This is a genomic window from Bradyrhizobium sp. 41S5, from assembly GCF_011516665.3.
GTDB classification, from domain to species: Bacteria; Pseudomonadota; Alphaproteobacteria; order Rhizobiales; family Xanthobacteraceae; genus Bradyrhizobium; species Bradyrhizobium quebecense.
Genome location: NZ_CP083721.1, coordinates 1,454,881 through 1,479,748 on the forward strand (window position 1 = coordinate 1,454,881; position 24,868 = coordinate 1,479,748).

At 65.2% G+C, this 24,868-nt stretch carries 25 protein-coding genes; 16 read left to right on the top strand and 9 right to left on the bottom strand.

Annotated elements, in window-relative coordinates:
- Nucleotides 1–76: 76 nt before the first annotated feature.
- From HAP47_RS06790 to HAP47_RS06835, 10 genes are all read left to right on the top strand, one after another.
- Nucleotides 77–2,008: a M3 family oligoendopeptidase gene (locus tag HAP47_RS06790; RefSeq protein WP_173638904.1), complete on the top strand. Its 1,932-nt coding sequence runs from the start codon at nucleotides 77–79 to the stop codon at nucleotides 2,006–2,008.
- Nucleotides 2,009–2,254: 246 nt separating this feature from the next.
- On the top strand, nucleotides 2,255–2,407 hold the full coding sequence (locus tag HAP47_RS06795; RefSeq protein WP_097676083.1) for an aa3-type cytochrome c oxidase subunit IV: 153 nt from the start codon (nucleotides 2,255–2,257) through the stop codon (nucleotides 2,405–2,407).
- Nucleotides 2,408–2,549: 142 nt separating this feature from the next.
- On the top strand, nucleotides 2,550–3,674 hold the full coding sequence (locus HAP47_RS06800; protein ID WP_173638903.1) for a Re/Si-specific NAD(P)(+) transhydrogenase subunit alpha: 1,125 nt from the start codon (nucleotides 2,550–2,552) through the stop codon (nucleotides 3,672–3,674).
- Between the two features lie 11 nt (nucleotides 3,675–3,685).
- A complete protein-coding gene (locus HAP47_RS06805; RefSeq protein ID WP_016841609.1) occupies nucleotides 3,686–4,003 on the top strand; it encodes a proton-translocating transhydrogenase family protein in 318 nt (105 codons plus the stop codon).
- A 43-nt stretch (nucleotides 4,004–4,046) separates the two neighbouring features.
- The gene (locus HAP47_RS06810) at nucleotides 4,047–5,444 is read left to right on the top strand and encodes an NAD(P)(+) transhydrogenase (Re/Si-specific) subunit beta (RefSeq protein WP_173638198.1); all 1,398 of its coding nucleotides are present in this window, start codon (nucleotides 4,047–4,049) and stop codon (nucleotides 5,442–5,444) included.
- A gap of 12 nt (nucleotides 5,445–5,456) precedes the next feature.
- On the top strand, nucleotides 5,457–5,621 hold the full coding sequence (locus tag HAP47_RS06815; protein WP_173638902.1) for a hypothetical protein: 165 nt from the start codon (nucleotides 5,457–5,459) through the stop codon (nucleotides 5,619–5,621).
- 14 nt (nucleotides 5,622–5,635) lie between these two features.
- Nucleotides 5,636–6,454 (top strand): alpha/beta hydrolase, encoded by an 819-nt coding sequence (locus HAP47_RS06820; protein WP_173638901.1) that lies wholly within the window; start codon nucleotides 5,636–5,638, stop codon nucleotides 6,452–6,454.
- Nucleotides 6,455–6,508: 54 nt separating this feature from the next.
- Nucleotides 6,509–7,606 carry a calcium:proton antiporter gene (locus HAP47_RS06825; protein WP_173638900.1) on the top strand — a complete coding sequence of 366 codons (1,098 nt, stop codon included), beginning with the start codon at nucleotides 6,509–6,511 and terminating at the stop codon, nucleotides 7,604–7,606.
- A 14-nt stretch (nucleotides 7,607–7,620) separates the two neighbouring features.
- Nucleotides 7,621–7,905: a cupin domain-containing protein gene (locus tag HAP47_RS06830; RefSeq protein ID WP_028340624.1), complete on the top strand. Its 285-nt coding sequence runs from the start codon at nucleotides 7,621–7,623 to the stop codon at nucleotides 7,903–7,905.
- 263 nt (nucleotides 7,906–8,168) lie between these two features.
- On the top strand, nucleotides 8,169–9,038 hold the full coding sequence (locus HAP47_RS06835; protein WP_173638899.1) for a hypothetical protein: 870 nt from the start codon (nucleotides 8,169–8,171) through the stop codon (nucleotides 9,036–9,038).
- 173 nt (nucleotides 9,039–9,211) lie between these two features.
- On the opposite strand, the gene HAP47_RS06840 is transcribed toward HAP47_RS06835, so the two are convergent.
- Entirely contained in the window at nucleotides 9,212–9,871 is a 660-nt protein-coding gene (locus HAP47_RS06840; protein ID WP_173638898.1) for a tetratricopeptide repeat protein, read from the bottom strand.
- 113 nt (nucleotides 9,872–9,984) lie between these two features.
- The gene (rpsU, locus tag HAP47_RS06845; protein ID WP_021078544.1) at nucleotides 9,985–10,281 is read right to left on the bottom strand and encodes a 30S ribosomal protein S21; all 297 of its coding nucleotides are present in this window, start codon (nucleotides 10,279–10,281) and stop codon (nucleotides 9,985–9,987) included.
- A 264-nt stretch (nucleotides 10,282–10,545) separates the two neighbouring features.
- Between rpsU and aqpZ the strand changes: the two genes are divergently transcribed.
- On the top strand, nucleotides 10,546–11,268 hold the full coding sequence (gene aqpZ / locus HAP47_RS06850; RefSeq protein ID WP_097677066.1) for an aquaporin Z: 723 nt from the start codon (nucleotides 10,546–10,548) through the stop codon (nucleotides 11,266–11,268).
- Between the two features lie 268 nt (nucleotides 11,269–11,536).
- Here aqpZ and HAP47_RS06855 read toward each other — a convergent pair whose 3' ends face one another.
- Both HAP47_RS06855 and purE read right to left on the bottom strand, forming a co-directional pair.
- Entirely contained in the window at nucleotides 11,537–12,640 is a 1,104-nt protein-coding gene (locus HAP47_RS06855; RefSeq protein ID WP_173638897.1) for a 5-(carboxyamino)imidazole ribonucleotide synthase, read from the bottom strand.
- Nucleotides 12,637–13,125 (bottom strand): 5-(carboxyamino)imidazole ribonucleotide mutase, encoded by a 489-nt coding sequence (purE, locus tag HAP47_RS06860; RefSeq protein WP_176396231.1) that lies wholly within the window; start codon nucleotides 13,123–13,125, stop codon nucleotides 12,637–12,639. Before purE ends, HAP47_RS06855 begins: the two co-directional genes overlap by 4 nt.
- A gap of 151 nt (nucleotides 13,126–13,276) precedes the next feature.
- Between purE and HAP47_RS06865 the strand changes: the two genes are divergently transcribed.
- The gene (locus tag HAP47_RS06865; RefSeq protein ID WP_371821744.1) at nucleotides 13,277–13,987 is read left to right on the top strand and encodes a GGDEF domain-containing protein; all 711 of its coding nucleotides are present in this window, start codon (nucleotides 13,277–13,279) and stop codon (nucleotides 13,985–13,987) included.
- 3 nt (nucleotides 13,988–13,990) lie between these two features.
- On the opposite strand, the gene HAP47_RS06870 is transcribed toward HAP47_RS06865, so the two are convergent.
- The 3 genes from HAP47_RS06870 to HAP47_RS06880 all read right to left on the bottom strand — a co-directional run bounded on the left by HAP47_RS06870 (nucleotide 13,991) and on the right by HAP47_RS06880 (nucleotide 14,863).
- On the bottom strand, nucleotides 13,991–14,242 hold the full coding sequence (locus HAP47_RS06870; RefSeq protein ID WP_050422668.1) for a hypothetical protein: 252 nt from the start codon (nucleotides 14,240–14,242) through the stop codon (nucleotides 13,991–13,993).
- Nucleotides 14,243–14,260: 18 nt separating this feature from the next.
- Nucleotides 14,261–14,470 carry a hypothetical protein gene (locus tag HAP47_RS06875; RefSeq protein WP_092123514.1) on the bottom strand — a complete coding sequence of 70 codons (210 nt, stop codon included), beginning with the start codon at nucleotides 14,468–14,470 and terminating at the stop codon, nucleotides 14,261–14,263.
- Nucleotides 14,471–14,656: 186 nt separating this feature from the next.
- Nucleotides 14,657–14,863 carry a YdcH family protein gene (locus HAP47_RS06880; RefSeq protein ID WP_024583705.1) on the bottom strand — a complete coding sequence of 69 codons (207 nt, stop codon included), beginning with the start codon at nucleotides 14,861–14,863 and terminating at the stop codon, nucleotides 14,657–14,659.
- A 241-nt stretch (nucleotides 14,864–15,104) separates the two neighbouring features.
- Here HAP47_RS06880 and HAP47_RS06885 point away from each other — a divergent pair, with 241 nt between their 5' ends.
- Nucleotides 15,105–15,290: a YdcH family protein gene (locus tag HAP47_RS06885; RefSeq protein WP_173638895.1), complete on the top strand. Its 186-nt coding sequence runs from the start codon at nucleotides 15,105–15,107 to the stop codon at nucleotides 15,288–15,290.
- A gap of 94 nt (nucleotides 15,291–15,384) precedes the next feature.
- Here the strand turns inward: HAP47_RS06885 and HAP47_RS06890 are convergent, their stop codons facing one another.
- Nucleotides 15,385–16,488 carry an NAD(P)/FAD-dependent oxidoreductase gene (locus HAP47_RS06890; protein ID WP_173638894.1) on the bottom strand — a complete coding sequence of 368 codons (1,104 nt, stop codon included), beginning with the start codon at nucleotides 16,486–16,488 and terminating at the stop codon, nucleotides 15,385–15,387.
- A gap of 267 nt (nucleotides 16,489–16,755) precedes the next feature.
- Here HAP47_RS06890 and HAP47_RS06895 point away from each other — a divergent pair, with 267 nt between their 5' ends.
- The 3 genes from HAP47_RS06895 (at nucleotide 16,756) to HAP47_RS06905 (ending at nucleotide 23,118) form a co-directional block, all read left to right on the top strand.
- On the top strand, nucleotides 16,756–19,443 hold the full coding sequence (locus tag HAP47_RS06895) for a sensor domain-containing protein (RefSeq protein ID WP_173638893.1): 2,688 nt from the start codon (nucleotides 16,756–16,758) through the stop codon (nucleotides 19,441–19,443).
- Nucleotides 19,444–19,741: 298 nt separating this feature from the next.
- On the top strand, nucleotides 19,742–21,316 hold the full coding sequence (locus tag HAP47_RS06900) for an ABC-F family ATP-binding cassette domain-containing protein (protein ID WP_210285257.1): 1,575 nt from the start codon (nucleotides 19,742–19,744) through the stop codon (nucleotides 21,314–21,316).
- A 335-nt stretch (nucleotides 21,317–21,651) separates the two neighbouring features.
- Nucleotides 21,652–23,118 carry a glycerol-3-phosphate dehydrogenase gene (locus tag HAP47_RS06905; protein ID WP_173638892.1) on the top strand — a complete coding sequence of 489 codons (1,467 nt, stop codon included), beginning with the start codon at nucleotides 21,652–21,654 and terminating at the stop codon, nucleotides 23,116–23,118.
- A 158-nt stretch (nucleotides 23,119–23,276) separates the two neighbouring features.
- Here the strand turns inward: HAP47_RS06905 and HAP47_RS06910 are convergent, their stop codons facing one another.
- Nucleotides 23,277–24,506: a tetratricopeptide repeat protein gene (locus tag HAP47_RS06910; protein ID WP_173640618.1), complete on the bottom strand. Its 1,230-nt coding sequence runs from the start codon at nucleotides 24,504–24,506 to the stop codon at nucleotides 23,277–23,279.
- Nucleotides 24,507–24,868 lie beyond the last annotated feature (362 nt).

A 24,868-nucleotide genomic window follows, 5' to 3' on the forward strand; every position in this document is an offset into this window, starting at 1 on the left:
ACTCTTAAACCTTGCAAGCCCGCTTTCATTCCGCCGCCGCCGACATCTTTCCGACTGAAGTAAGGTTACGAACAAGATGACCTCGCGCTCCAAAACTGCCTCCCCCAAGTCTGCTCTCAGCAAGCCTGCTCTCAGCAACGCCGCTCTCCGCAAGGAAGCTGCGCTGCGCAAGACGGCCGCGCAACGCAAACCGGCCGCAGCCAGCCCGGCGGCGAAACAGGCGGCCAGCAAGACTGGCAAGCTTCCGGAATGGAATCTGGCAGATCTCTACTCCGGTATCGACGCGCCGGAAGTCGTACGCGATCTGCAGAAAATGGATGCAGATTGCGTCGCGTTTGAGACCGACTACAAGGGCAAGCTTGCCGAAAATACCGGCAAGGAAGGCGGCGGAAAGTGGCTGGCCGAGGCGATCAGGCGCTATGAGGCGATCGACGATCTGGCTGGCCGTCTCGGCTCTTATGCCGGCCTGGTCCATGCCGGCGACAGCGTCGATCCGGCAATCTCGAAATTCTACGGCGACGTCTCCGAGCGGCTGACGGCCGCGTCGGTGCATCTCCTGTTCTTCTCGCTCGAACTCAATCGGGTTGACGATGATGTGATCGAGCGCGCGATGGCCGAACCCACGCTCGGGCACTACCGGCCGTGGATCGAGGATCTGCGCAAGGACAAGCCGTACCAGCTCGAGGATCGCGTCGAGCAGCTCTTCCACGAAAAGGCGCAGAGCGGCTACGCGGCCTGGAACCGGCTGTTCGACCAGACCATCTCCGGCCTGCGCTTCAAGGTCGCGGGCAAGGAGCTCGCGATCGAGCCGACGCTGAACCTGTTGCAGGACAAGGCCGGCGACAAGCGCAAGTCGGCCGCGCAGGCGCTGGCCAAGACCTTCAAGGACAATGAGCGCACCTTCGCGCTGATCACCAACACGCTGGCCAAGGACAAGGAAATCTCCGACCGCTGGCGCGGCTTCCAGGATGTCGCGGATTCCCGCCATCTCAACAACCGCGTCGAGCGCGAGGTGGTCGATGCGCTGGTCGCCTCGGTACGCGCGGCCTATCCGAAGCTGTCGCACCGCTACTACGCGTTGAAGGCCGGCTGGTTCAAAAAGAAGAAGCTGCCGCACTGGGATCGCAACGCGCCGCTGCCGTTCGCGGCGACCGGCACCATCGCCTGGCCCGAAGCGCGCAACATGGTGCTGTCGGCCTATAATGGCTTCTCGCCCAAGATGGCCGAGATCGCGGAACGCTTCTTCAGCGATCGCTGGATCGATGCGCCGGTGCGTCCCGGCAAGGCGCCCGGTGCGTTCTCGCATCCGACCACGCCGTCGGCGCATCCCTATGTGCTGATGAACTATCAGGGCAAGCCGCGCGACGTGATGACCCTGGCGCATGAGCTCGGCCATGGCGTCCACCAGGTGCTGGCGGCGAAGAACGGCGCGCTGATGGCGCCGACGCCTTTGACGTTGGCGGAAACCGCGAGCGTGTTCGGCGAGATGCTGACCTTCAAGCGGCTGTTGTCGCAGACCAAGAACGCAAAGCAGCGCCAGGCACTGCTCGCGGGCAAGGTCGAGGACATGATCAACACCGTGGTGCGGCAGATCGCGTTCTACTCGTTCGAGCGTGCGGTTCATACCGAGCGCAAGAATGGCGAGCTCACGGCCGCGCGAATCGGCGAGCTGTGGCTCAGCGTGCAGGGCGAGAGCCTCGGGCCCGCGATCGAGATCAAGCCGGGCTACGAGACGTTCTGGATGTACATCCCGCACTTCATCCACTCGCCGTTCTACGTCTACGCCTATGCGTTCGGCGATTGCCTGGTGAACTCGCTCTATGCGGTCTACGAGCACGCATCCGAAGGTTTCGCCGAGCGCTATCTCGACATGCTCGCCGCCGGCGGCACCAAGCATTACTCCGAGCTGCTGCGGCCGTTCGGGCTCGACGCCAAGGACCCGAAATTCTGGGATGGCGGCCTGTCCGTCATCGCCGGCATGATCGACGAACTGGAGACGATGGGCTGACCATCGGCTTTCCGGTCGGTCCGGGTCAGATTCGTTCGGTGTTTTTGCGCCTCACGACATGGTCGTCCCGTGACGCCCGCGCTTGGGAGATCAATCCTGCTCGAGGGGCGGCCGCAGGGCCGTCGCTCGAGGGGTGAATCGGGGACGATTTGCGGTTCAAATCGCCCGATCGGGACCACGCCGTTGCCCTGTCATCCTGTTTGCGGTAATGGCTCGCAGAACGCGAATTTCTGACTGGGGACAGCGATGGCAGACCATAGCGAAGTGGCCTATACGACCGCCGACGGCAACGATTACGTGGCGCATGAGCAGACCTATGAAGGGTTTCTCGTGCTGGTCAAATACGGCACCATCAGCGTCGCCATTCTCCTCGCCTTGATGGCCTATTTCCTGGTCTGATCCCTGATCGGCTAGCGGCATCGCCGTCCCGCGGCGGTGCCGGAATTCCTGTCGAAACCCGGATGGAAAAACCGGGTATCCAATCTGGCGAAAATAACGCTAGTTTGAAGATGCGTGCGCCGCTCGCGCCGCCGGAGGGCCCATGAAGATCGCCGTTGCCAAGGAAATCGATGCGTCCGAGCCGCGGGTTGCGGTTTCGCCCGATACCATCAAGAAGTTCAAGGCGCTGGGCGCCGAGGTCGCGGTCGAGCCCGGTGCGGGCGTCAAGTCGGGGCTGCCCGATTCGGAGCTTGTCGCGGCCGGCGCCACCGTCAGCGCCGACGCGCTCAGGGACGCCGACATCATCATCAAGGTGAAGCGGCCCGAAGCCTCCGAGCTGTCGAAGTACAAGCGCGGCGCGCTCGTCATCGCGATCATGGACCCCTACGGCAACGAGGCCGCGCTGAAGGCGATGGCCGATGCCGGCGTGTCCGCCTTTGCGATGGAATTGATGCCGCGCATCACCCGCGCCCAGGTGATGGATGTGCTGTCCTCGCAGGCTAACCTTGCCGGCTACCGGGCGGTGATCGAGGGCGCCGAAGCCTTTGGCCGCGCCTTCCCGATGATGATGACCGCCGCCGGCACCATTCCGGCCGCGAAAGTGTTCGTGATGGGCGTCGGCGTCGCCGGCCTGCAGGCGATCGCGACCGCGCGGCGGCTCGGCGCCGTCGTCACCGCGACCGACGTGCGGCCCGCCACCAAGGAGCAGGTGGAGAGCTTGGGCGCGAAATTCCTCGCCGTCGAGGACGAGGAGTTCAAGAACGCGCAGACCGCCGGCGGCTACGCCAAGGAGATGTCCAGGGAGTACCAGGCCAAGCAGGCCGCGCTGACCGCCGAGCACATCAAGAAGCAGGACATCGTGATCACGACCGCGCTGATCCCGGGCCGTCCGGCGCCGAAGCTGGTCTCGGGCGAGATGGTGAAGTCGATGAAGCCCGGTTCGGTGCTGGTCGATCTCGCGGTCGAGCGTGGCGGCAATGTCGAGGGCGCGAGGCCCGGCGAGGTGGTCGAGACCGACGGCATCAAGATCGTCGGCTACACCAACGTCGCCGGCCGGGTCGCCGCCTCGGCCTCGAGCCTGTATGCGCGCAATCTGTTCTCGTTCATCGAGACGATGGTCGACAAGGCCAGCAAGGCGCTCGCGGTCAATTGGGACGACGAGCTGGTGAAGGCCACCGCGCTGACCAGGGACGGCGCCGTCATCCATCCCAACTTCCAGCCGAAGTAAGGAGAGAAGCCATGGAGCATCTCGCGCAGGCCGTCGATCCGTTCGTGTTCCGGCTGTCGATCTTCGTTCTTGCCGTGTTCGTCGGCTATTTCGTGGTGTGGTCGGTGACCCCCGCGCTGCATACCCCGCTGATGAGCGTGACCAACGCGATCTCCTCGGTGATCGTGGTCGGCGCGCTGCTCGCGGTCGGCGTCGGCATGGTGTCGAGCGGCTCGGGCTGGGCCCGCGGCTTCGGCTTCGTGGCGCTGATCTTCGCCTGCGTGAACATCTTCGGCGGCTTCCTGGTCACCCAGCGCATGCTGGCGATGTACAAGAAAAAAGCCAAGTGAGCGGCGTGCACCTCGGGGTGACGAAGACAAAGGGGGACCTGAGATGAACGCCAATCTGGCTGCTGTTCTGTACCTCGTGGCGGGGGTGCTGTTCATCCTGTCGCTGCGCGGCCTGTCGAGCCCGGCATCGTCGCGCCAGGGCAATTTCTTCGGCATGATCGGCATGGCGATCGCGGTCGCCACCACGCTGGCGAGCCATCCGCCGGCCGACGGCGTCGCCTGGCTCCTGGTCATCGTCGCGATCGCGATCGGCGGCAGCATCGGCGCTGTCATCGCGCGCCGGGTGCCGATGACCTCGATGCCCGAGCTGGTCGCCGCGTTCCACTCGCTGGTCGGCATGGCCGCGGTGCTGGTCGCCGCCGGCGCGTTCTATGCCCCCGAGGCGTTCGATATCGGCACGCCCGGCAACATCCATCCGCAGAGCCTGGTCGAGATGTCGCTCGGGGTCGCGATCGGCGCCCTGACCTTCACCGGCTCGGTGATCGCGTTCCTGAAGCTGTCGGCGCGGATGAGCGGCGCGCCGATCATCCTGCCGTTCCGCCACGTCATCAACATCGTGCTGGCCTTGGCGCTGGTGTTCTTCATCGTCGGCCTGGTGATGTCGGGCAGCGCGCTCGACTTCTGGCTGATCACCATCATCGCGCTGGCGCTCGGCGTCTTGATGATCATCCCGATCGGCGGCGCCGACATGCCGGTCGTGATCTCGATGCTGAACTCGTACTCCGGCTGGGCCGCGGCCGGCATCGGCTTCACGCTCGGCAACTCGGCGCTGATCATCACCGGCGCGCTGGTCGGCTCGTCGGGCGCGATCCTGTCCTACATCATGTGCCACGCGATGAACCGCTCGTTCATCTCGGTGATCCTCGGCGGCTTCGGCGGCGAGACCGCGGCGGCCGGCGGCGGCTCGGGCGAGCAGAAACCCGCCAAGCTCGGCTCGGCGGATGATGCGGCCTTCATCATGAAGAACGCCTCCAAGGTCATCATCGTGCCCGGCTACGGCATGGCGGTGGCGCAGGCCCAGCACGCGCTGCGCGAGATGGCCGACCTCCTGAAGAAGGAAGGCGTCGAGGTGAAGTACGCCATTCACCCGGTTGCGGGCCGCATGCCCGGCCACATGAACGTGCTGCTGGCCGAAGCCAACGTGCCCTATGACGAGGTGTTCGAGCTCGAGGACATCAACTCGGAGTTCGCCCAGGCCGACATCGCCTTCGTGATCGGCGCCAACGACGTCACCAACCCGGCGGCGGAAGAGGACAAGACCTCGCCGATCTACGGCATGCCGGTGCTGCAGGTCTGGAAGGCCGGCACCGTGATGTTCATCAAGCGCTCGCTGGCCTCAGGCTATGCCGGCATCGACAATCCGCTGTTCTACCGCGACAACACCATGATGCTGCTCGGCGACGCCAAGAAGGTCACCGAGAACATCGTCAAGGCAATGTAGGGCGGCCGGCGAATGGCGCTGAACCGGGAGTGGCAGCATCGCATGCCGCCCCGGGCCAGCCGCGAGCAGCGCATCAAATGGCATGTCGCGCATGCGGTGGCGTGCGCGTGCCGGCTGATCCCCGACAGCATCAAGGTTGACGTCGAGAAGCTGCTCAAGCTCCGCGGCAAGACATAGCTGCGGCACCGGTGATGGCGCTGGCACTCGCAATCCTGAAATGGCTCATGATCGCCGCGGCCGTCGTCTATCTCGGCGGACTCGCGGTGCTGTACGTCAAGCAGCGCGAATTGCTGTTTCCGATCCCGCCGGTCGGGCGGACGGCACCCGCAGCCGCCGGCCTGCCCGAAGCGGAGGAGCATGTCCTCACCACGGCCGACGACGAGGAGGTCATCGTCTGGCACGTGCCGGCGAAGCCGGGCCGGCCGGTCGTGCTGTTCTTTCCCGGCAATGGCGATTTCCTCGCCGGCCGCGTGGCGCGCTTCAAGGCCATCACGGCCGACGGCACCGGGCTGGTGGCGCTGTCCTACCGGGGCTACGCGGGCTCGAGCGGATCTCCGAGCGAGCAGGGGCTGCTGCAGGACGCCGCGGCCGCTTACGCGTTCACCACCGCGCGCTACCGCGCCGAGCAGATCGTGGCCTGGGGATTCTCCCTCGGCACCGGCGTTGCGGTCGCGCTCGCCGCCGGCCATTCGGTCGGCAGGCTGATCCTGGAGGCACCCTATACCTCAACGGTCGACGTTGCCGGCGTGCACTTCTGGTTTGCGCCGGTCAGCCTGCTGATGCGCGATCAATTCCACTCCGACCGGCGAATCACCGGCGTCACGGTGCCGCTTCTGATCATGCACGGCACCAACGATCCGATGATCCCGATCGGCTTGGGCGAGCGGCTGTTCGGCCTCGCCCATGAGCCCAAGCAGTTCGTGCGCCTGCCCGGTGGCGGGCACGACGATCTCGATAATTTCGGTGCGATGGATGCCGCGCGGCGGTTTATCGACGCCGCAAGAGGCTGACGGCGGCGATTGTCTGTCGCATAATCGGGGCCAATGATGTGAGGGGACCCCACGATGAGCGCACACGGACCGATGCCACGCTCGGCCTGGCTGTATCCCGTTCTGGCGGTGCTGTTGTTTGCCGCGGTCTCGGCCTCCGGCTACAGCTTCGCGCCATCGGCGGGGGGCTGGGTGTTCGCGGCCGTGCTGCTGGTGATTCTGTTCGGCACCGTGTTTGCGGCTGTCCACCATGCCGAGATGATTGCCGAGCGCATCGGCGAGCCGTTCGGCACGCTGCTCCTGACGCTGGCGGTGACGGTCATCGAGGTGGCGCTGATCTCGACCATCATGCTGGGCGATACCCCGGCGCCGACCCTGGCGCGCGATACCGTGTTTGCGGTGGTGATGATCGTCTGCAACGGCCTAGTCGGGCTCTGCATCTTCATCGGCGGCATCCGCTACCGCGAGCAGGACTTTCAGATCACCGGCGCCAACCTCTACCTCAGCGTGCTGTTCGTGCTCGCGACCATCACGCTGGACATGCCGAATTTCACGCTCACCGCGCCGGGTCCGATCTACTCCACGGCCCAGCTCGCCGTGATCAGCGTCGTGACCTTGCTGCTTTATGCGGTGTTCCTCTACACCCAGACCATCCGCCACCGCGATTATTTCGTCAGCGGCGCCAATGAGGCGGCGGCGCATGGCGAGGTGATGTCGGACCGCGAGACGGCGATCAGCGTCGCCCTGCTGCTGGTGTCGCTGCTGGCGGTGGTGCTGCTGGCCAAGAAATTCTCGCTGGTGGTCGATGTCGTCACCGTCAAGATCGGCGCGCCGCCGGCCTTTGCCGGTCTGGTGGTGGCGGCCCTGATCCTGCTGCCGGAGAGCGTTGCCGCGGTGTCGGCGGCGCGCAAGAACGACCTGCAGAAGAGCATCAACCTCGCGCTCGGCTCCTCGATCGCCACCATCGGGCTCACGATTCCCGCGGTGGCGGTTGCCGCCTATGCGCTGGACAAGCAGCTGGTGCTCGGGCTCAGCAACCAGGATATGCTGATCCTGCTGCTCACCTTCATGGTCAGCATGCTCACCTTCGGAACCGGCCGCACCAACATCCTGTTCGGGCTCGTTCACATGGTGGTGTTCGCCGTGTTCGTGTTCATGGTTTTCGTGCCCTAATTGGAGAAGTGACGATGCTCAGCGCCAAATCGGATGTTCAGGTGGACACGGCGGAGGTCCGCGTGACCGAATGGCGGCTCGCGCCGGGCAGCGCCACCGGCCACCACACCCACGAGATGGACTACGTCATCGTTCCGATCACGGCAGGCGAGATGACGATCGTGGCGCCGAACGGCGAACGCTCGAAGGCGCAACTCGGGGCCGGCAAGTCCTATTTCCGCAAGGCCGGGGTGCAGCACGACGTGCTTAACGAGACGGCCAGCGAGATCGTATTCCTCGAGGTCGAACTCAAGCCCTGACGCGGTGCAAGAACTCTGCAAGGAACCCTGCGCGCGCCGAATGGCAGGTCCGAGTCCGCGCGGCTGTGGAAATTCATAAGCCGTTAACGGCTGCACGATGATCTAGAAGGCGGATGCGGCCTACGCAGGGGGAGCCTCCGCTGAAACCAAGGTGACACCAAAGGTGACGTCGGAACGGGGGTTTGCCACCGATCCGTCGCAGTTGATCCCTGAATGTGCCTCAAAGTTCCAGCATGAAATAACGGGGTGGGGAGTGGCAGGTCATGCTGAGTTACGTGAAGAAATTCGTGATGGACATCTTACCCTCGGTGGCAGCGACCATCATCGGGGCGTACATCGTCAATCACTACATCGTGGCCAAGCCGCAAACGCCGGAAGCCGCAGCGATGACCGGCGCCGTGGATCCCAAGGCGGATCCGAAAGCCGCCGCCAAGCCCCCCGAAAAGTCCACCGTGGTCAGCAGCCTCCCGGAAGCCGGCGTGAAGGCCAAGGGCATGTCCGAGCGCACCCTGATCGAGCGGTCGGCGTCGGAGAAGGCCACCGTCACCGAGAAGCCCGCCGATCCCAAATCGGCTGATACCAAATCTGCCGACGCCAAAGCTGATGCGCCGGCCGAGACGGCCAGCATCCCGGCCGACTCGCGCCATCATCCGGCGGTGCCGAAGGCGGTCGCGAAGGCTGCTCCCGCCGCGGCGCCGGTCGAGTCCGCCGTCACGCCGGAGGAAGCCCGCGATGCCAACGATCTTGCGCGTGCCGCGATCGAGCGGCTGCGCAAGGAGCGTCCGCAGGACGCTGCGCGGTCCCAGGACGCCCGCACCACCGATCTCGCCCGCCTGCCTGACCAGCAGCGTCCGGCTGCAGCTCCGGCGATCCGGCCGTTGCCGCCGCCGATCATGGTGTCGAACCCGTCCGGCGACAATGCCGATCAAGCCTCGCAGCCGCGTCCGCCCTACGCCGCCAATATCCAGGATTCGAATCGGCTGACGCCGCCGGCCGACATTCCGGTCCCGGTGCTGCAGGCTCCGCTCGACCTGCGCGCCGACGCCGCGATGCCGAAGAACGAGCGCACGTCGGTGACCGACGACATGTTCTCCGGCATGAAGTCGATGTTCCACGCCGTCCTGCCGAAGTAACGCGCAGCACGGATTTATCGCTCTCGACGCATCTGCTTCGAGCGAAGCGCTAACCGCTTCGCTCGAAGCGCGCTAAAGCGCGATGAGATTAGGTTGAATCGTCATCGCGCATTGGCTCTTTGTTTGAGCATGATCTTTTCGGAAAACCGCTTCGCACTTTTCCGGATCATGCTTTAGCCGCCGGTGCGCGCCAGTCCGCTCCGCGCGCTTCCGTCATTTGGCCGCAGCGCGAGCGCGCGAGTGTAGGACGCCGCTGCCTTGGCCCTGTCGCCGAGCCGCTCATAGGCCTGGCCGCGCGCGCTCCACGCCGCAACATTGCTGGGGTCGGCCTGCACCGCCTCGTCGAGGTCGGAGGCGGCCTGCTTGGCCTTGTCGAGCGCGAGGTAGCTGGTGGCACGGCCGACCAGCGGCTCCGCCTTTTGCGGCGACAGCCCGCTCGCCGCCGTGAAATCGTCGATCGCCTGCTGATGTTGGCCGCGGCCCTGATAGATCAGGCCACGGCCGTACAGCGCCTGGATGTTGTAGGGGTCGGCGGTCAGCGCCTGCTCGAATTCCGCCTGTGCCTCATCGACCTTGCCGGAATGCGCCAGCACCTGGCCGCGCGTGGCGTGATCCTTGGCGCCGCTGATGTCCTGTGGGGTGATGGTGTCGGCAGCAGGCTTGTCGGCAGCGGCAGCCTGTTTCGGCTTGTCGTCCGAGCCCCATGATCCCAGGTCGAAGGAGCAGCCCCCGAGCGGCAGACCGAGAACCACGGCCATGATGACGAGGTGCGCCGCACGACGGCGGTGCGCAGCTTCTGGGAGCGGGGAGCGGGGCGCCGGAACGGCCATCATGCAAAGTGCTCCCGCCGGTCGTTTTGCATGGGCACCCCGGAACACGGCTGGCTTCAAAACAACAACGCGGGCCCGTGGCCCGCGCTGTTAGACTTCCATATCGGCAAAACGGTTCAGCGCGGTCCGCGACCAGCGCCTGCGCCACCGGGACGGCCGCCACGGTCGCCACCGGGACCAGCGCCGAACACCGGCTTCGGCTTCATCGGCAGCAGGCCTTCGCGCTGCAGCTTCTTGCGCGCCAGCTTGCGTGCGCGGCGCACGGCTTCGGCCTTTTCGCGAGCCTTCTTCTCAGAGGGCTTTTCGTAGTGACCGCGGAGCTTCATCTCGCGGAAAATGCCCTCGCGCTGCATCTTCTTCTTCAGCGCCTTCAGGGCTTGGTCGACATTGTTATCGCGGACGAGAACCTGCACGCGGCATCCTCTTTTGAATTGATCGGTTCGGAATTCTGGCGAGGTAAAGCGGCGGCAAAAGGCCTGCCTCTTAACCCTAGGCGCGCGCATGTATCAGACAAACGCGCAGATGTCCACCGGTCGAGTGACTTTCGGGCCTAGTAAAGCCACGAAATGGGGCGAAAATGCCCTTGTGCGGCCCTGATTTGGGTGATTTAGCGCCGGTATCGAGGCCGCTCCCGGAGTTTTCGATAACCCGGACATTGGAAATAGGGGAGATGCCACATGGACATGAAGAAATACGCGGCCGAACTGATCGGTACGTTCTGGCTCACATTCGCTGGTTGCGGCAGCGCGGTGATCGCGGCCGGCTTTCCGCAGGTCGGGATCGGCCTGGTCGGCGTGTCATTGGCCTTCGGGCTCAGTGTGGTGACCATGGCCTATGCGATCGGCCATATCTCGGGTTGCCACCTCAACCCGGCCGTGACGGTCGGGCTCGCAGCGGGCGGGCGTTTCCCCGGCGGCCAGGTGCTGCCCTACATCATCGCGCAGGTCGCCGGCGCGATCATCGCGGCCTGGCTGCTCTATGTGATCGCCAGCGGCGCGCCCGGCTTCGATGTCACCAAGGGCTTCGCCTCCAACGGCTATGACGCGCACTCACCGGGCCATTACAGCATGGTGGTGTGCTTCATCACCGAAGTGGTGATGACCATGATGTTCCTGTTCATCATCATGGGATCGACCCACGGCAAGGCGCCCGCCGGCTTCGCGCCGCTCGCCATCGGCCTCGCGCTGGTGATGATCCATCTCGTCAGCATTCCCGTCACCAACACCTCGGTGAACCCGGCACGCAGCACCGGGCCGGCTCTGTTCGTCGGCGGCTGGGCGCTGGGGCAGCTCTGGATGTTCTGGGTCGCGCCCCTGATCGGCGGCGCGCTCGGCGGCGTGATCTATCGCTGGCTCAGCGACGAGCCGACCGGCGTCGTCGCCGGCGTGAAGACGGCGTGATCGGCTAAAGCATGATCCGGAAAAGTGCGAAGCGGTTTTCCGAAAAGATCATGCTCAAACAAGGAGCTAAAGCGCGATGACGATTCAACCTGATCTCATCGCGCTTTAGAGCGAGGTGGACGCCGGTTCGCGTGACGAAAACGCGTCAAAGCGCAAAGCGAGAGCGTCGGTTCTGATTGAATCAGAACCGATGCTCCAATGGGATCGTGGTTGCCACGATCCCATTTCCATCGATGGCGCGAAGGCGGCCGCGGCTGCCGGTGTGGAGTTACGGCTTGCGGGGCGGCGTCACTTCGGTGACGTGCCCCATCTTGCGGCCGGGGCGCGGTGCGCCCTTGCCGTACAGATGCACGGTGGCGCCGGGAACGGTGAGCCACTGCTCGTAGCTCAGGATGTCGTCGCCGATCAGGTTGGTCATGGTGACGTCGCCGTGGCGCACCGGCTTGCCCAGCGGCCAGCCGGCGATCGCACGGATGTGCTGCTCGAACTGTGAGATCGAGGCGCCGTCGAGCGTCCAGTGGCCGGAGTTATGCACGCGCGGCGCGATCTCGTTGACCAGCACCGTCGCTGCGCCGTTACCAGGCACCACGAACATCTCCACCGCGAGCACGCCGACATAGTCGAGCGCCGCGGCGATCTTTTCGGCGATCGCCCGCGCCTGTACTGCAAGCTCCTCGGGGATCGCGGCCGGCGCGCGGGAAATTTTCAGAATATGGTCGCGGTGCTCGTTCTCGGTGACGTCGAAGCACTCGACCTCGCCGGAAGCCGAGCGGGCCGCGATCACCGAGATCTCGCGCTCGAACGGCACGAAGGCCTCGATGATGGCCGACTTGGTGCCGAGGTCCTGCCAGACCTGCTCGAGGTCGTCGCCGGCGCGGATGATGGCCTGGCCCTTGCCGTCATAGCCGAAGCGGCGGGTCTTGATCACGGCGGGCAGGCCGATCCGTTCGATCGCTGCGCGAAGCGTGGCGACCGATGAGACGTCGGCATAATCGGCGGTGCCGATCCCGAGCTTGCTGACGAAATCCTTCTCGATCAGCCGGTCCTGCGTGGTCTCGAGGATCTTCTGTGCGGGCAGGACCGGACGGCGCGCGGCGAGCACCATCGCGGTCGCAGCCGGGACATTCTCGAATTCATAGGTGACGACGTCGACGTCGTTGGCGAACAGTTCGAGCGCCTCGACGTCGGCATATTCCGCGCAGGTCGCGTTCTGCACCACGTCGAAAGCCGGCGAGTCCGGATCCGGCGAAAACACCTGGCAGCGGAGCCCGAGGCGCGCGGCTGCAAGCACCAGCATCCGGCCCAATTGTCCGCCGCCGAGGATTCCAATGGTGTCGCCCGGCTTCAGCTTCACAAGGTTCGAAGCCGTCACGCCGCGCCCTCCGGATGCTCCTTGACCGCATCGGTCTGCTGCTTGCGCCAGGCCGCAAGGCGGCCCGACAGTGCAGGATCGTTGAGCGCGAGCACGCTCGCCGCGAGCAACGCGGCATTGATCGCTCCGGCCTTGCCGATCGCCAGCGTTCCGACCGGGATGCCGGCCGGCATCTGCACGATCGAGTACAGCGAATCGACGCCGGACAGCGCCTTCGACTCGACGGGAACCCCGAACACCGGAAGCTCCGTCAGCGCGGCCGTCATGCCCGGCAGATGCGCGGCACCGCCGGCACCGGCAATGATCACCTTGTGGCCAGACGCCTTGGCGCCCTTGGCGAAGGCATAAAGCCGGTCGGGCGTGCGGTGCGCCGAAACGATGCGCGTTTCGCAGGCAACGCCCAGCGCGGCCAGGGTCTCGGCGGCATGGCGCATGGTCTCCCAGTCGGACTGGCTTCCCATGATGATGGCGATCGGAGCGGTCATCTCTTCAATTCTGTGCAGGAATCCAAAAGCATAGGCCAATTATAGGGGCGGCCCGGGCGTCATCCAAGGCGTGGCAAGGGAGTTAGAATGGACTATCCTGTCTTGGTGAATCCCGGCAAGCCTTCATAAGCAGGCCTCAACAAGGATGCGCATGAAGAAGAAGACGACGGCGGTGGCCTCCGGGGCGGCAAAACGACGAAAAGGCGCGCCCGCCGCGCGCAAATCCGCACCCGGCAGGACTGGAACAAAGGGGACCGGAACCAAAGGGACGGGAACCGAAGCTTCCACGCGGCGCGCGGTCGTGTCCGGCGACAAATCGACCATCCGCAGGTTGCGGGCGCAGCTGGCGCAGGCCCAGGCCCGGATCGATGAGCTGCAAGCCTCCGCCGAGACCGACTTTCTGCTCGATATTCTGAATCGGCGCGGCTTCGAGCGCGAGCTCGTCCGTTCGCTCTCCTTCATCAAGCGCTATCAGGCCTCCGGCGCGCTGATCGTGCTCGACGTCGACCGCCTCAAGCCGATCAACGATGCCTTCGGGCACGCGGCAGGTGACGAGGTGCTGAAGACGATCGTCACCGCGATATCGGACCAGGTGCGAGCCTCCGACGTGATCGGCCGTCTCGGTGGCGACGAGTTTGCGGTGCTGCTGTGGAACCTCAACGAGACCGATGCCCGCGCCAAGGCGGCTGCGCTGGAAGAGGCGATCGACCGCCTGACTTTCGTGTTCCGTGGCAGCCGGGTCTCCGCGGGCGCCTCCGCGGGCGTTGCGATCCTCACCGCGCATTCGGATGCCGATCGCGTTCTCGATGAGGCCGATCGTGCGATGTACGTGCGCAAGGTGCAGCGGCGCCATGAATCCTGAAAATTACAGCGCGCTCAGATCCTCCGGCACATTGCCGTAGGCCCGCAGCAGCTTGGCATCGCCGAATTCGCCGATCGCGGGATCGCCGGTTCGGCTGAACGCGACGGCGCCGATGCTGCCGGGCATCCGCGACATCGTCTCGGCCCGGCGCAGCGCGATCGCCGAACTCTGGCATTCCTCGGCACTGCCGGCAACCGGCGTGCCGTCGTCGTCCTGCATGAAGGGCAGCGCCACATAGTAGGTCACGTCAGCCATTGCTGTGCTCCCTGAAGATCAGGCGGCGTCGCTCGCCGCATGGGTTCGCGCCGGCACGCAGCCGGCCGCGATCGCGGCCTGCAATTCCTCGAGCTCGGCTTCCAGATATTCGTTGGCCATGATCAACGCCTTGATGGTACTGCGCAGGTTGCCGTCGCACATCGCGATCGCCTGATCGCAGGCCTGCTCGTAGCGGCTGTTGTCGGGCAGGGAAGGCGGTGCGGACATGGTGAAACTCCCTCTGATGGCTGGCGGCTGGATCGGCATGTTCTTATTTTGTTCTTTTGGAGTCAAGCGCCCAAAGGCACACCTGTGTCCGTTGCCGCGAACGTGAAGCCAGTGAGGCGCTGTGGATGACGGGGAAAACCGCCACCGGACCTGAACCAACGGGCCGCCGAACTGCAGAGACGGGCGTCAGGCGATGATGTCTGGCGTGATCTGATCTTCGATGAAGGCGATGCGGTCGCGCAATTGCAGTTTCCGCTTCTTCAAGCGTTGCAGCATCAAGAGATCCGGCGCCGGCGATTGATGCAGCGCGTCGATCGCGGCATCGAGGTCGCGGTGCTCTTGTTGCAGACGCGCAAGCTCTGCGAGGAGTTCGCGCTCATCCTGATCGTTCATGGTTGTGTATTGACTGATAAGCACGACGAGGTTGTTGCGGCCGAAGCAGCCGCCCACCGGAATATCCTCCCTGAGCGCGCGCGGCGCAAGCCGAACCGGTTCCATAGTCACGATTAGTTACAGATAAACCGAAATGAGTGCGTGCGGCATTTCGCGTCCCCCTATCGACAGCACCGCCCACTCGTGTAGACTTATTGGTCCGGATCGAACCTGAGGTTTAACGCACCGAGGAGTGTTCGCAATGGCAATACAGGCCCATCTCGTTGAGCTGGAGCGTAAGCACAAAATACTCGAGAACGAACTGCACGAAGCACTCGTTCACCCCTCCGTAGACGATCTCCACATTTGCGAGCTCAAGCGCCGCAAGTTGATGGTCAAGGACCAAATCGAGCGGTTGAGACTTTCCGCCGATGAGACGGTCCACTAAGCCGGTTCCTCCGCAAATTAGCAAATAATCTGGCCTTTCACCGAGGGATGAGCGCCGCGGCGCGCATCCCTCGGTGAGGCTATGCTGCATTTGCTCAGAGCTCCGCCAGCTCGCCGACATGGTCGGCGACCGCGAGCGATGACGTGAGTCCAGGCGATTCAATCCCGAACAGGTTGATCAGGCCGGCGACGCCGTGATCGGCCGGTCCCTGGATCAGGAAATCCTGGGTCGCGACCGCCGGCGGCACGATCTTGGGCCGGATTCCGGAATAGCTCGGCATCAGCGCCCCGTCCGGCAGGGTCGGCCAGTATTTCCGGATCGCCGGATAGAACCGCTCGGCCCGATCAGGGTCGACGGCGTAATCGATGTGATCGATCCATTCGACGTCGGGGCCGAACCTCGCCTGTCCGGCCATGTCGAGCGTCAGGTGCACGCCGAGCCCGCCGGGCTCCGGCACCGGATAGATCAGGTGCGAGAACGGCGCCCTGGCGCTGCAGCTGAAGTAATTGCCCTTGGCCAGATAGGCCGTTGGAATCAACTCGATCGGCATGCCCTCGACGTTGCGCGCGACGGCCGTTGCGCCGAGGCCGGCGGCATTGACCAGGAGGTTGCAGGCCAGCGTCATGGGTGCCGCGCCGCCGGCCTCGATCTCGAACCCGCTGGCCGTGGCCCTGGCGTGGAGCAGCGGCGTATGGAAGGCGAATGCCGCTCCGGCCGCCTCGGCGTCGCCGCGCAGCGCCAGCATGTAGGCATGGCTGTCGATGATCCCGGTGGAGGGCGACAGCAGCGCCGCGTCGCAGTTCAGCGCCGGCTCCAGCGCGCGCGCCGCCTCGCCCGAGAGGAGCTGCATGTCGTCGACGCCGTTGGCCTCGGCATGGGCCCGGATCGACTGCAGTTTTTCGGTCTCTTTGGCCGTGGTGGCGACGATCAGCTTGCCACAATTCCTGTGCGGGATGCCGTGCTCGGCGCTGTAGCGATAAAGTGCCCGCTTGCCGCTGACGCACATCCGCGCCATCAGGCTGCCGGCCCGGTAGTAGATGCCGGCGTGGATCACCTCGCTGTTTCGCGACGAAGTCACCGTGCCGATCCCTTCGGCCTCCTCGATCACAATCACTTCGCGGCCGGCCTGTGCCAGCCGGCGCGCCACCGCGAGGCCGATCACCCCCGCACCGACGACCACACAATCAACCCTGTCCATCTCGTCCTTCACGTCCGAACATTTCCGCGCAGCCACGCCGTTGCCGCCAACATCGTTCAGCCGATCCCATCGTTTTGGGCAAGTGCTTATTAGGCAAGTGCTTGGGCCATCTCAAATAGTTGGGGAGCCATGCCCTGTTAGGGCAGCATTAATCATGTCAGGGCAATTGCCGTACATTAAGTGGCATTTCCCGGTTGCATCCCTACGCGTTTACTCGATCCAAACCGCCGGAGCCGGACACTCGCCCCGGTAATCCGCGGGTGATTGATGGCTGGCAGGAAGTGGCAGGCGGGCGGGAAGAATTCGATTCCGGCAAGGGCCGTCCTTTGCCTGACCGCCGCCGTCGTGCCGGTCGGTGCAGCCCGGGCCGCCTCCGCCGCCTTCGCACCGTCGACCTATCTTGGTGACCTCGATCCCGGCGTGGTCTGGGAGCTCCTGATTAGCAGCGTGGTGGTTGCCTCCTTCCTCGGCGCGGTCGGGCTGTGGATCCTTTCGGCCCTGCGCAAGGCCAAGCGCGCGCAACTGCGGCGCAACGCCTTCGTGTCGTCCGCCCTCAACCATCTGAACCAGGGCGTGGTGATCACCGATGCGCGTGAGCGCATCGTGTTCTGCAACGACCGCTATCTCGAGATCTACGGTCTGTCGCGTGCCGATATCAGGCGCAACATGACCGGCACCGAGCTATTGGAGCTGCGCCGCGACCGCGGCGTGCTCGACATCAGCGCCGAGGATTTCTTCGCCAGGGCCGCCGCGACCGATGGGCTGGTCACCGAACTGCCCGGCGGCCGGTCGGTGCTGGTGAAATATTTTCCACTGCCGAACGGCGGCTCGGTCGCGACCCATCTCGATTGCACCGACCAGCGCAAGCTGTCGCGCAAGCTCGCCTCGACCACGCAATTCCTCGAATCCGTGCTCGACAACGTCCCGGTCTGCGTCGCGGCCAAGAACATCGAGGACGGCCGCTACATCTTCGCCAACCGCGCGTTCGAGCGCTTCTCGCGCTTCTCGCGCGATCACATCGTAGGCAAGCGCGCCGACGAGATATTCCGCCCCGAGACCGCCGTCAGCATCGACGCCGCCGACCGCGCGGCGCTGGACGCGCCGGAAGGCTATCATCGCAGCGAATTCTTCGTCGAACGCGGTTCGGAGAAGCGCATCCTGGCGTCGAACCGCGTGATCGCGCGCAACGAGGCCGGCGATCCGGAATTCCTGATCGCGCTGTTCGAAGACGTCACCGACCGCCGTTCGCTGTCGCGGGAGCTCGAGAACAACAAGAAATTCCTCGAGCTTGTGGTCGACAACATCCCGGTCTCGCTGATCGTGCAGCGCGTCAGCGACGGCCGCTATCTGCTGGCCAACCGCAGCGCCGAGACGATCCTCAACCGCCGCCGCGAGGACGCCGTCGGCCTCGCCGCTTCCGACATCTTCAATGCGCGCGAGGCCAAGCTGATCGTCGCCCGCGACGAGGCTGCGATCCGGAAGCGCAGCATGATCGCCGAGGAGCACCCGATCTCGACCAAGGACGGCCTGCGGTTGTTCCTGACCCGCCGCATGACCGTGCTCGACGACCATGGCGAGCCGCAATATCTGATCAAGACCCATGAGGACGTCACCGACCGGCGCCAGACCGAGTCGCGCATGGCGCACATGGCCTATCACGACGGCCTGACCGATCTGCCGAACCGCGCCGCCTTCCTGCAGGCGCTGACCCAGATGATCGAGGCCTGCGACGGCACCGACGAGGAGTTCGCCGTGCTCTGCGTCGACCTCGACGGGCTGAAGGAGATCAACGACGTCTACGGCCATGCGATGGGCGACAAGGTGCTGATCGAAGTCGCGCAGCGCTTGCAGACCGTGGCGCGCGGCGGCGTGGTCGCGCGGCTGTCCGGCGACGAATTCGGCCTAATCATCGACGGCCAGCAGCCGGCCGCCGGCATTGCGCTGGCCGAGCAGGCCGCCGAGGCGTTGGGTGAGGATTTCGCGATCGACGGCAAATCGGTGCGCACCGGCCTCACCGCAGGGATCGCGGTGTTCCCGCACAACGGATCCGACGCGGCCTCGCTGCTGGCCAATTCGGGCGCGGCGCTGTTCCGCGCCAAGGCCAAGTCGCGCGGCACTATCTCGATCTTCGAGCCGGAGATGGACCAGCAGATCCGCGATCGCCGCGTGCTGCATCAGGAGCTGTCGGTCGCGATCAAGAACGGCGAATTGTCACTCTACTACCAGCCGCAGGCGGCCACGGGCGCGAGTGTTGCGGACAGCCAGATCATCGGTTTCGAGGCGCTGGCGCGCTGGCACCATCCGGTACGCGGCTTCGTGCCGCCCAGTGACTTCATTCCGCTCGCGGAGGAAAGCGGCCTGATCGTCGAGATGGGTGAATGGATTTTACGCGAAGCCTGCCGTGAGGCCGCCTCCTGGGCGGTGCCGATGCAGGTCGCCGTGAACCTGTCGCCGGCGCAGTTCACCCATGGCGACCTCGTCGGCCTCGTGCATTCGATCCTGCTCGAGACCGGGCTGACGCCCGATCGCCTCGAGCTTGAAATCACCGAGGGCGTGCTGATCGAGGATTTCGACCGCGGCCTGTCGCTGCTACGGCGGCTGAAGACGCTCGGCGTGCGCATCTCGATGGATGATTTCGGCAGCGGCTATTCCTCGCTGAGCTACCTGCAGGCGTTTCCGTTCGACAAGATCAAGATCGACCGCGCTTTCGTCATCAATCTCGGCCGCAATCCGCAATCGGCCGCGATCGTCCGTGCGGTCATAGATCTCGGCCACGGCCTCGAAATGTCGATCGTCGCCGAAGGCGTCGAGACCGAAGCGCAGCTCAGCTTCCTCTCCGAGGAAGGTTGCGACGCGGTGCAGGGCTATCTGATCGGCCGGCCCGCCCCGATCGGTCAATTTGCCGCGTTGGTCGGCGGCGACCGGCTCGCCGAAACCGTGCGCAAAGCCGGATAAATCGGCCCGAACCACCGGACTCGCCCGGCCGGCTGCGCTTGCCATCCGTGGCGCGTCCGGTTAAATCTCGGCTCACCACAACATTCTTGCCGAGAAAGGAGGGCTGCGTCGTGGCGACATTCATCGATCATCACTCCAGGCGTGGCCCCGTCAACGCCCTGCAAATGCGTTTGCAGGGCTGACCGGAAACTCGGACAAAATCTCTTCCTGGTCTGCCCTTCGTGGCCGTGCGGCGTTGAACGTTTGAGCGTTCGCGCCTGCATTTGAATCCCTCGCCGCGCTTCGACACGCACATCCGATGTTAGTGGATGATGGTGTCGTGATTGCCGGCAAGACCAGAGAACTGATCGTGACCCTCATCAATGTACGCAATCTCGGCGTGACGCTGAACGCGCCGCTGTTTTCCGAACTGAATTTTGTCGTCAATGCCGGCGATCGGATCGGCCTCGTCGCCGCCAACGGCCGCGGCAAATCCACGCTGCTGCGCTGCATCGCAGGCAGCATGGACCCCAATGAAGGCGACGTTACCCGCGCGCGTGGCCTGACCGTCGGCCATGTCGAGCAGGATGCACCGCCGAGGCTGCTCGATACCCCGTTCCATGCCGCCGTGCTTGAGGCGCTACCCGGCGAGCAGCGCGCCAGCGAAAGCTGGCGGGTCGACGTCGCCTTGCAATCGCTTGAGGTGCCGGAGGAACTTTGGGCGCGACCGCTCAAGCAACTGAGCGGCGGCTGGCTGCGCCTTGCGCTGCTCGCCCGCGTGCTGGTGACCGAGCCCGACGTGCTGCTGCTCGACGAGCCGACCAACCATCTCGACCTCGCCAAGATCGGCCGGCTTGAGGGGTGGCTGAATACGCTGCCGCGCGAAATGCCGGTGGTGATCGCAAGCCACGACCGCGCCTTCCTCGATGCGACCACCAATCGGACGCTGTTCCTGCGCCCGGAACGGTTGCAGCTGTTCTCGTTGCCCTACACCGCGGCGCGCGCGGCGCTCGACGAATTCGATGCCTCGGACGAGCGGCGCTATCAGCGCGGCATGAAGGCCGTCCGGCAACTCCGGCAGCAGGCCGCCAAGCTCAACAACCTCGGCATCAATTCCGGCAGCGACCTTCTGTTGTCGAAGACCAGGCAATTGAAGCAACGTGCCGAGAGACTGGAGGAGACCGCGAAACCTGCGCATCTGGAACGCTCGGCCGGCACGATCCGGCTCGCCAATCGCGACACCCATGCCAAGGTTCTGATCAGGCTGAACAACGCCGCGATCGGCACCCCCGACGGCAGGCCGTTGTTCAGGACCGGCCAGCAGTTCATCTGCAAGGGCGACCGGATTGCGCTGCTCGGGCCGAATGGTGCGGGCAAGACCCGGTTCGTCGCGGCGCTGCGGCTGGCGATCATGGACGCGGAGGCGACGGCCGCCGAGATCAAGGCCACCGAGTCGCTGGTGCTTGGCTATTGCGACCAGGCGCTGGCCGGCCTCGCCGATGGCGACACGCCGATGCGCGTGCTGACGCAGCGTTTCGAGGTCGGCGACCAGCGTGCGCGCGGCCTGCTCGCCGGTGCCGGGCTCTCGATCGAGATGCAGGGCCGTCCAATCGGGCGGCTATCGGGCGGGCAGAAGGCCCGTCTCGGCATGCTGGTGCTGCGGCTCACCCAGCCGAACTTCTATCTGCTCGACGAGCCGACCAACCACCTCGACATCGAGGGCCAGGAAACGCTGGAGGAGGAACTGATGGAGCAGCAGGCCAGCTGCCTGTTGGTGTCGCACGACCGCCAGTTTGTGCGGACGGTGGCCAACCGGTTCTGGGTGATCGAAGGCAAGAAGCTGATCGAGGTCGATGGCCCCGAACAGTTCTTTGCCTCGGTCGGTGCGGACTAGCGCGTGATGGAGTCGGATTGGATAGCCGTCGCGAAGACGGTGTGCCTCTCCCGCTTGCGAGGCCGTCGGAGGAGGAGCGCTGCCAAAATATCGAAAACAACCCCATGCAAAGTAGCCCGTGGCGGCCGGCGTTCGAGCAGGCTACTTGACAGGTCGGGCAACTCAGGGGCATTATTCTAATATTCCGAAATCATGCAAACGTACGCTGGCCCCGCGAGCGGGAGAGGTGGAGTGTGCCGCTTCACCCAGGCATCATGTCGTTGAGCGCCGCGCCTTGACGCATTTTTCGTGCGAACAAATATTCCGTTCGCACGGAAATGCGATAGGCGTTGCGGATGGCGGACTATGACGTCGCGATCATCGGCGGTGGCCTGAACGGCACGAGCGTTGCTCGCGACGCGGCCGGCCGCGGCCTGCGCGTGATCCTGCTGGAGCAGGGGGATCTCGGCTCCGGCGCGTCGCAGGCCTCGCCGCGGCTGGTCCATGGCGATCTGGCCGGGCTGGAACGGCGCGAGTTGTTCCGCGTCCGCAGGGCGCTCAGGGAACGCGATGTGTTGCTGCGCATCGCGCCGCATCTGGTGCGGCCGGCGCGCTTTGCGATCCCGGCATATGCCGAGGAACGGCCGCCGTGGCAATTGCGGTCGTTGCTGCTGCTCTACGAACGATTGGCCTCGCGCAGCGGCCTGCCGCGCTCGACGACGCTGGATGTCACCCACCATCCGGTCGGCAATGCGCTGAAGCGGCCGTTCGGAACCGCGTTCGAATATTCCGACTGCGTCGTCGACGATTCCCGGCTCGTCGTGCTCAACGCCGTCGATGCTGCGGCGCGCGGCGCCGATATTCGCACCGGCGCGCGCGTGACCCGGGCCGAGCGCAGCGACACCTGGCGGCTGGTCGTGATCGACCGTGGCAATCGGCGGGTGATCACGGCGCGGTCGCTGGTCAACGCGACCGGTGCATGGACCGCCTCCGTCGCCGACACCGTGTTGCGCGTGCCGGCGCCACCGCTCGCGACCGTGCAGATCAGCCAGATCGTGGTGCGCCGCCTGTTCGACTGCAACAACGTCTATGCGTTCCAGAACTCCGCCGGACAATTGATTTTCGCCAGTCCCTATGAGCGCGACTTCACCCTGATCGGCAGTGTCAGTCATGCCTTCAAGGGCGATCCCGCCATTGTCGCGATGGGTGTGCGTGAGGTGGCCTATCTCTGCGACGCAGCCAATCGCTATTTTCGCGAGCAGATCACCCCGGCCGATGTGCTGCGAACGATTTCCGGCGCCAATTCCGTCGTCGCTCCCGGGCGCCGGCGCATCAGCGATGGTGCCGCATCGCTCGATTATCGCCGCGGCAAGGCGCTGCTGCTCACGATCTTTGGCGGCGACGTCACCCCGGCGCGGCGCCGCGCCGAGCGGGCGGTCTCGGAGTTCACGCGGTTCTATCCGATGACGCCGCGCTGGACCGCAACCGTGCCGTTGCCGGGCGGCGAGTTCGCGTGGCAGCGCTTCGAGACCGAGGTCGACATCGCGTGCGACCGCTGGCGCTTCCTGGGCGAGGCCCAGGCGCGGCGGCTGGTGGCCGCCTATGGGTTGAACGTGAAGGATATCCTGGGCGACGCGAAGCAGAAAGCCGATCTCGGCCCGGCCTTCGGCCCGGAGCTGACAGGAGCTGAGGTGCGCTACCTCATGCGCAAGGAATGGGCGCGCTTTCCCGACGATATCCTGTGGCGCCGCTCCAAGCTCGGGCCGATCATGCCGCAAGCCGATCAGGATGCGCTCGCGGCGTTCATGGCGAAGGGCGATTGAGCGCACTCTCAAACCTCCCCTTGCGAAGGGGAGGTCGCTTTGCTCGCCAGAGCAAAGCGGGCGGGGATCCTGCCACCATGACAATCGGTGTCGCTTGCGGCCGACCCCCATCCCGACCCTCCCCCTTTCAGGGGGAAGGAGAGCAGGTCCAACAGCGGCTATTGCCTCGCCGCCTCCTGCGACCAGGCGAGGTCACGCTTGGATGGACGGCGATGCAGCCGATCCGAGATCAGGTTCGTCGCTTGCCGGCCCTGGCCGGCGCGGAGGCAGGCGACGATGAAGGTATCCTCCCACAATTCGCGCTGGGCATGGCTGCCGCCGATCCGCACCAGCTCGGGCATCAGCGGCGCCAGGATGCGCACGGCGCGCTCATGGTCGCCGGCGGCGAAGGCCGCGACGCCCCGGCCGAGCCCGATCGCGGCGGGGCCGGGTGCCAGTTTGCCGTCGGCGTTGCGCGCCGCCATCTCGGCCAGCCGCGCCTCCAGCGCATCGTTGTTGGTCGTGGCTGCGACCAGCGCGTGGTGCACGTCGGCGAAATGCGCGCCGGCCTTGGGGAAGTAGCCGTCGCCATAGGCGGCGACATCCTTCCAGTGCGACTCGAGGCCGGTCTTGCCGGCGACCGACAGCCGCCACAGCAGCGAGGCCGTGTCGGTATAGATATTGAGCGGCGGATAGGGCCGGTTCGCCGGCTTGATGTGCTGCTCGTAAATGTCGAGCGCGCTGTCGGCGTCGCCTTCCTCGATCGCGATCAAGGCGAGGTGCCAGGCGAGATGTCCCTGCAGGAAGCTGGTGCGATCATTCGCCGGCAGCCATGCCGAGAGGAAGCTGCGGCCTTCCGCCGCGTCGCCTTGCTCGAACAGCGCATGCGCCACCGCGTGCGCGGCGCCGGCGTTCTCCGGCTTCAACGCATAGCCGCGCTCGGTGATGGCCCGGCCCGAGACGACGTCGCCGGCCTCGGTCTTGGACCAGCCGAGATAGGTGAGGAACCACCAATCGTCGCCATAGTCGCTGGCGTAACGTTCGGAGATCGCGAGCCGCGCTGCGTCATGGTCGGGCCGGCCGGAGAAGGCGTAGAGGCCGAAGGCGCCGAGCAACAGCGAGAGCACCTGCGCATCGCGCGGATATTCGGTGAGATGCTGTTCGGCTGCCGTCATCGCCTTCTTGCCCTGGCCCTCGATCACGGACGCGATGATCTCGATGTGCTGGCGCTCGCGCGGGCTCGCGGCCGCCGCCAGCTGCCTCGCATCGTCTGCCTTGGCGCGGGCCGCGGCCACTTCCATGTTGAGCTGGTGGACGCGGGCACGGCCGAGATGGGCCAACGCGAAATCGGGGTCCTCGGCGATCGCCGCTTCGAACGCGGCATCGGCGCCGTGCAGCGCCGCCAGCATGCGATCGACGCCGTCGACATAATATGCGGCGGCGCGGTCCGAGGTGGTGGTCAGCGGCAGGCCGTAGCGGTCGCAAATCATCGGTTGTCCTCCCGAGTTTGGCCGCGAAGTCTAGGGCATATACTCATAAAGGCAACGAGCCTCGTCGGGGCTTACGTCTGCTTAGCCTTCAACAACATCGCAAGAGCGGAAATAACCGGAGGTTCGAGTTGGGCCAACAAGAGACGTCGCTATGAGAACGCGTTGGCGGGAATCAAAAGAAAATACTGCAATACACGTTCTGCAATAAGCGTTCTGCATAGTTTCGTTAATGAGTGTTGTGCTGCGATCAGGTCAAGCTCGCCGCGTGTGGGGACCATCCA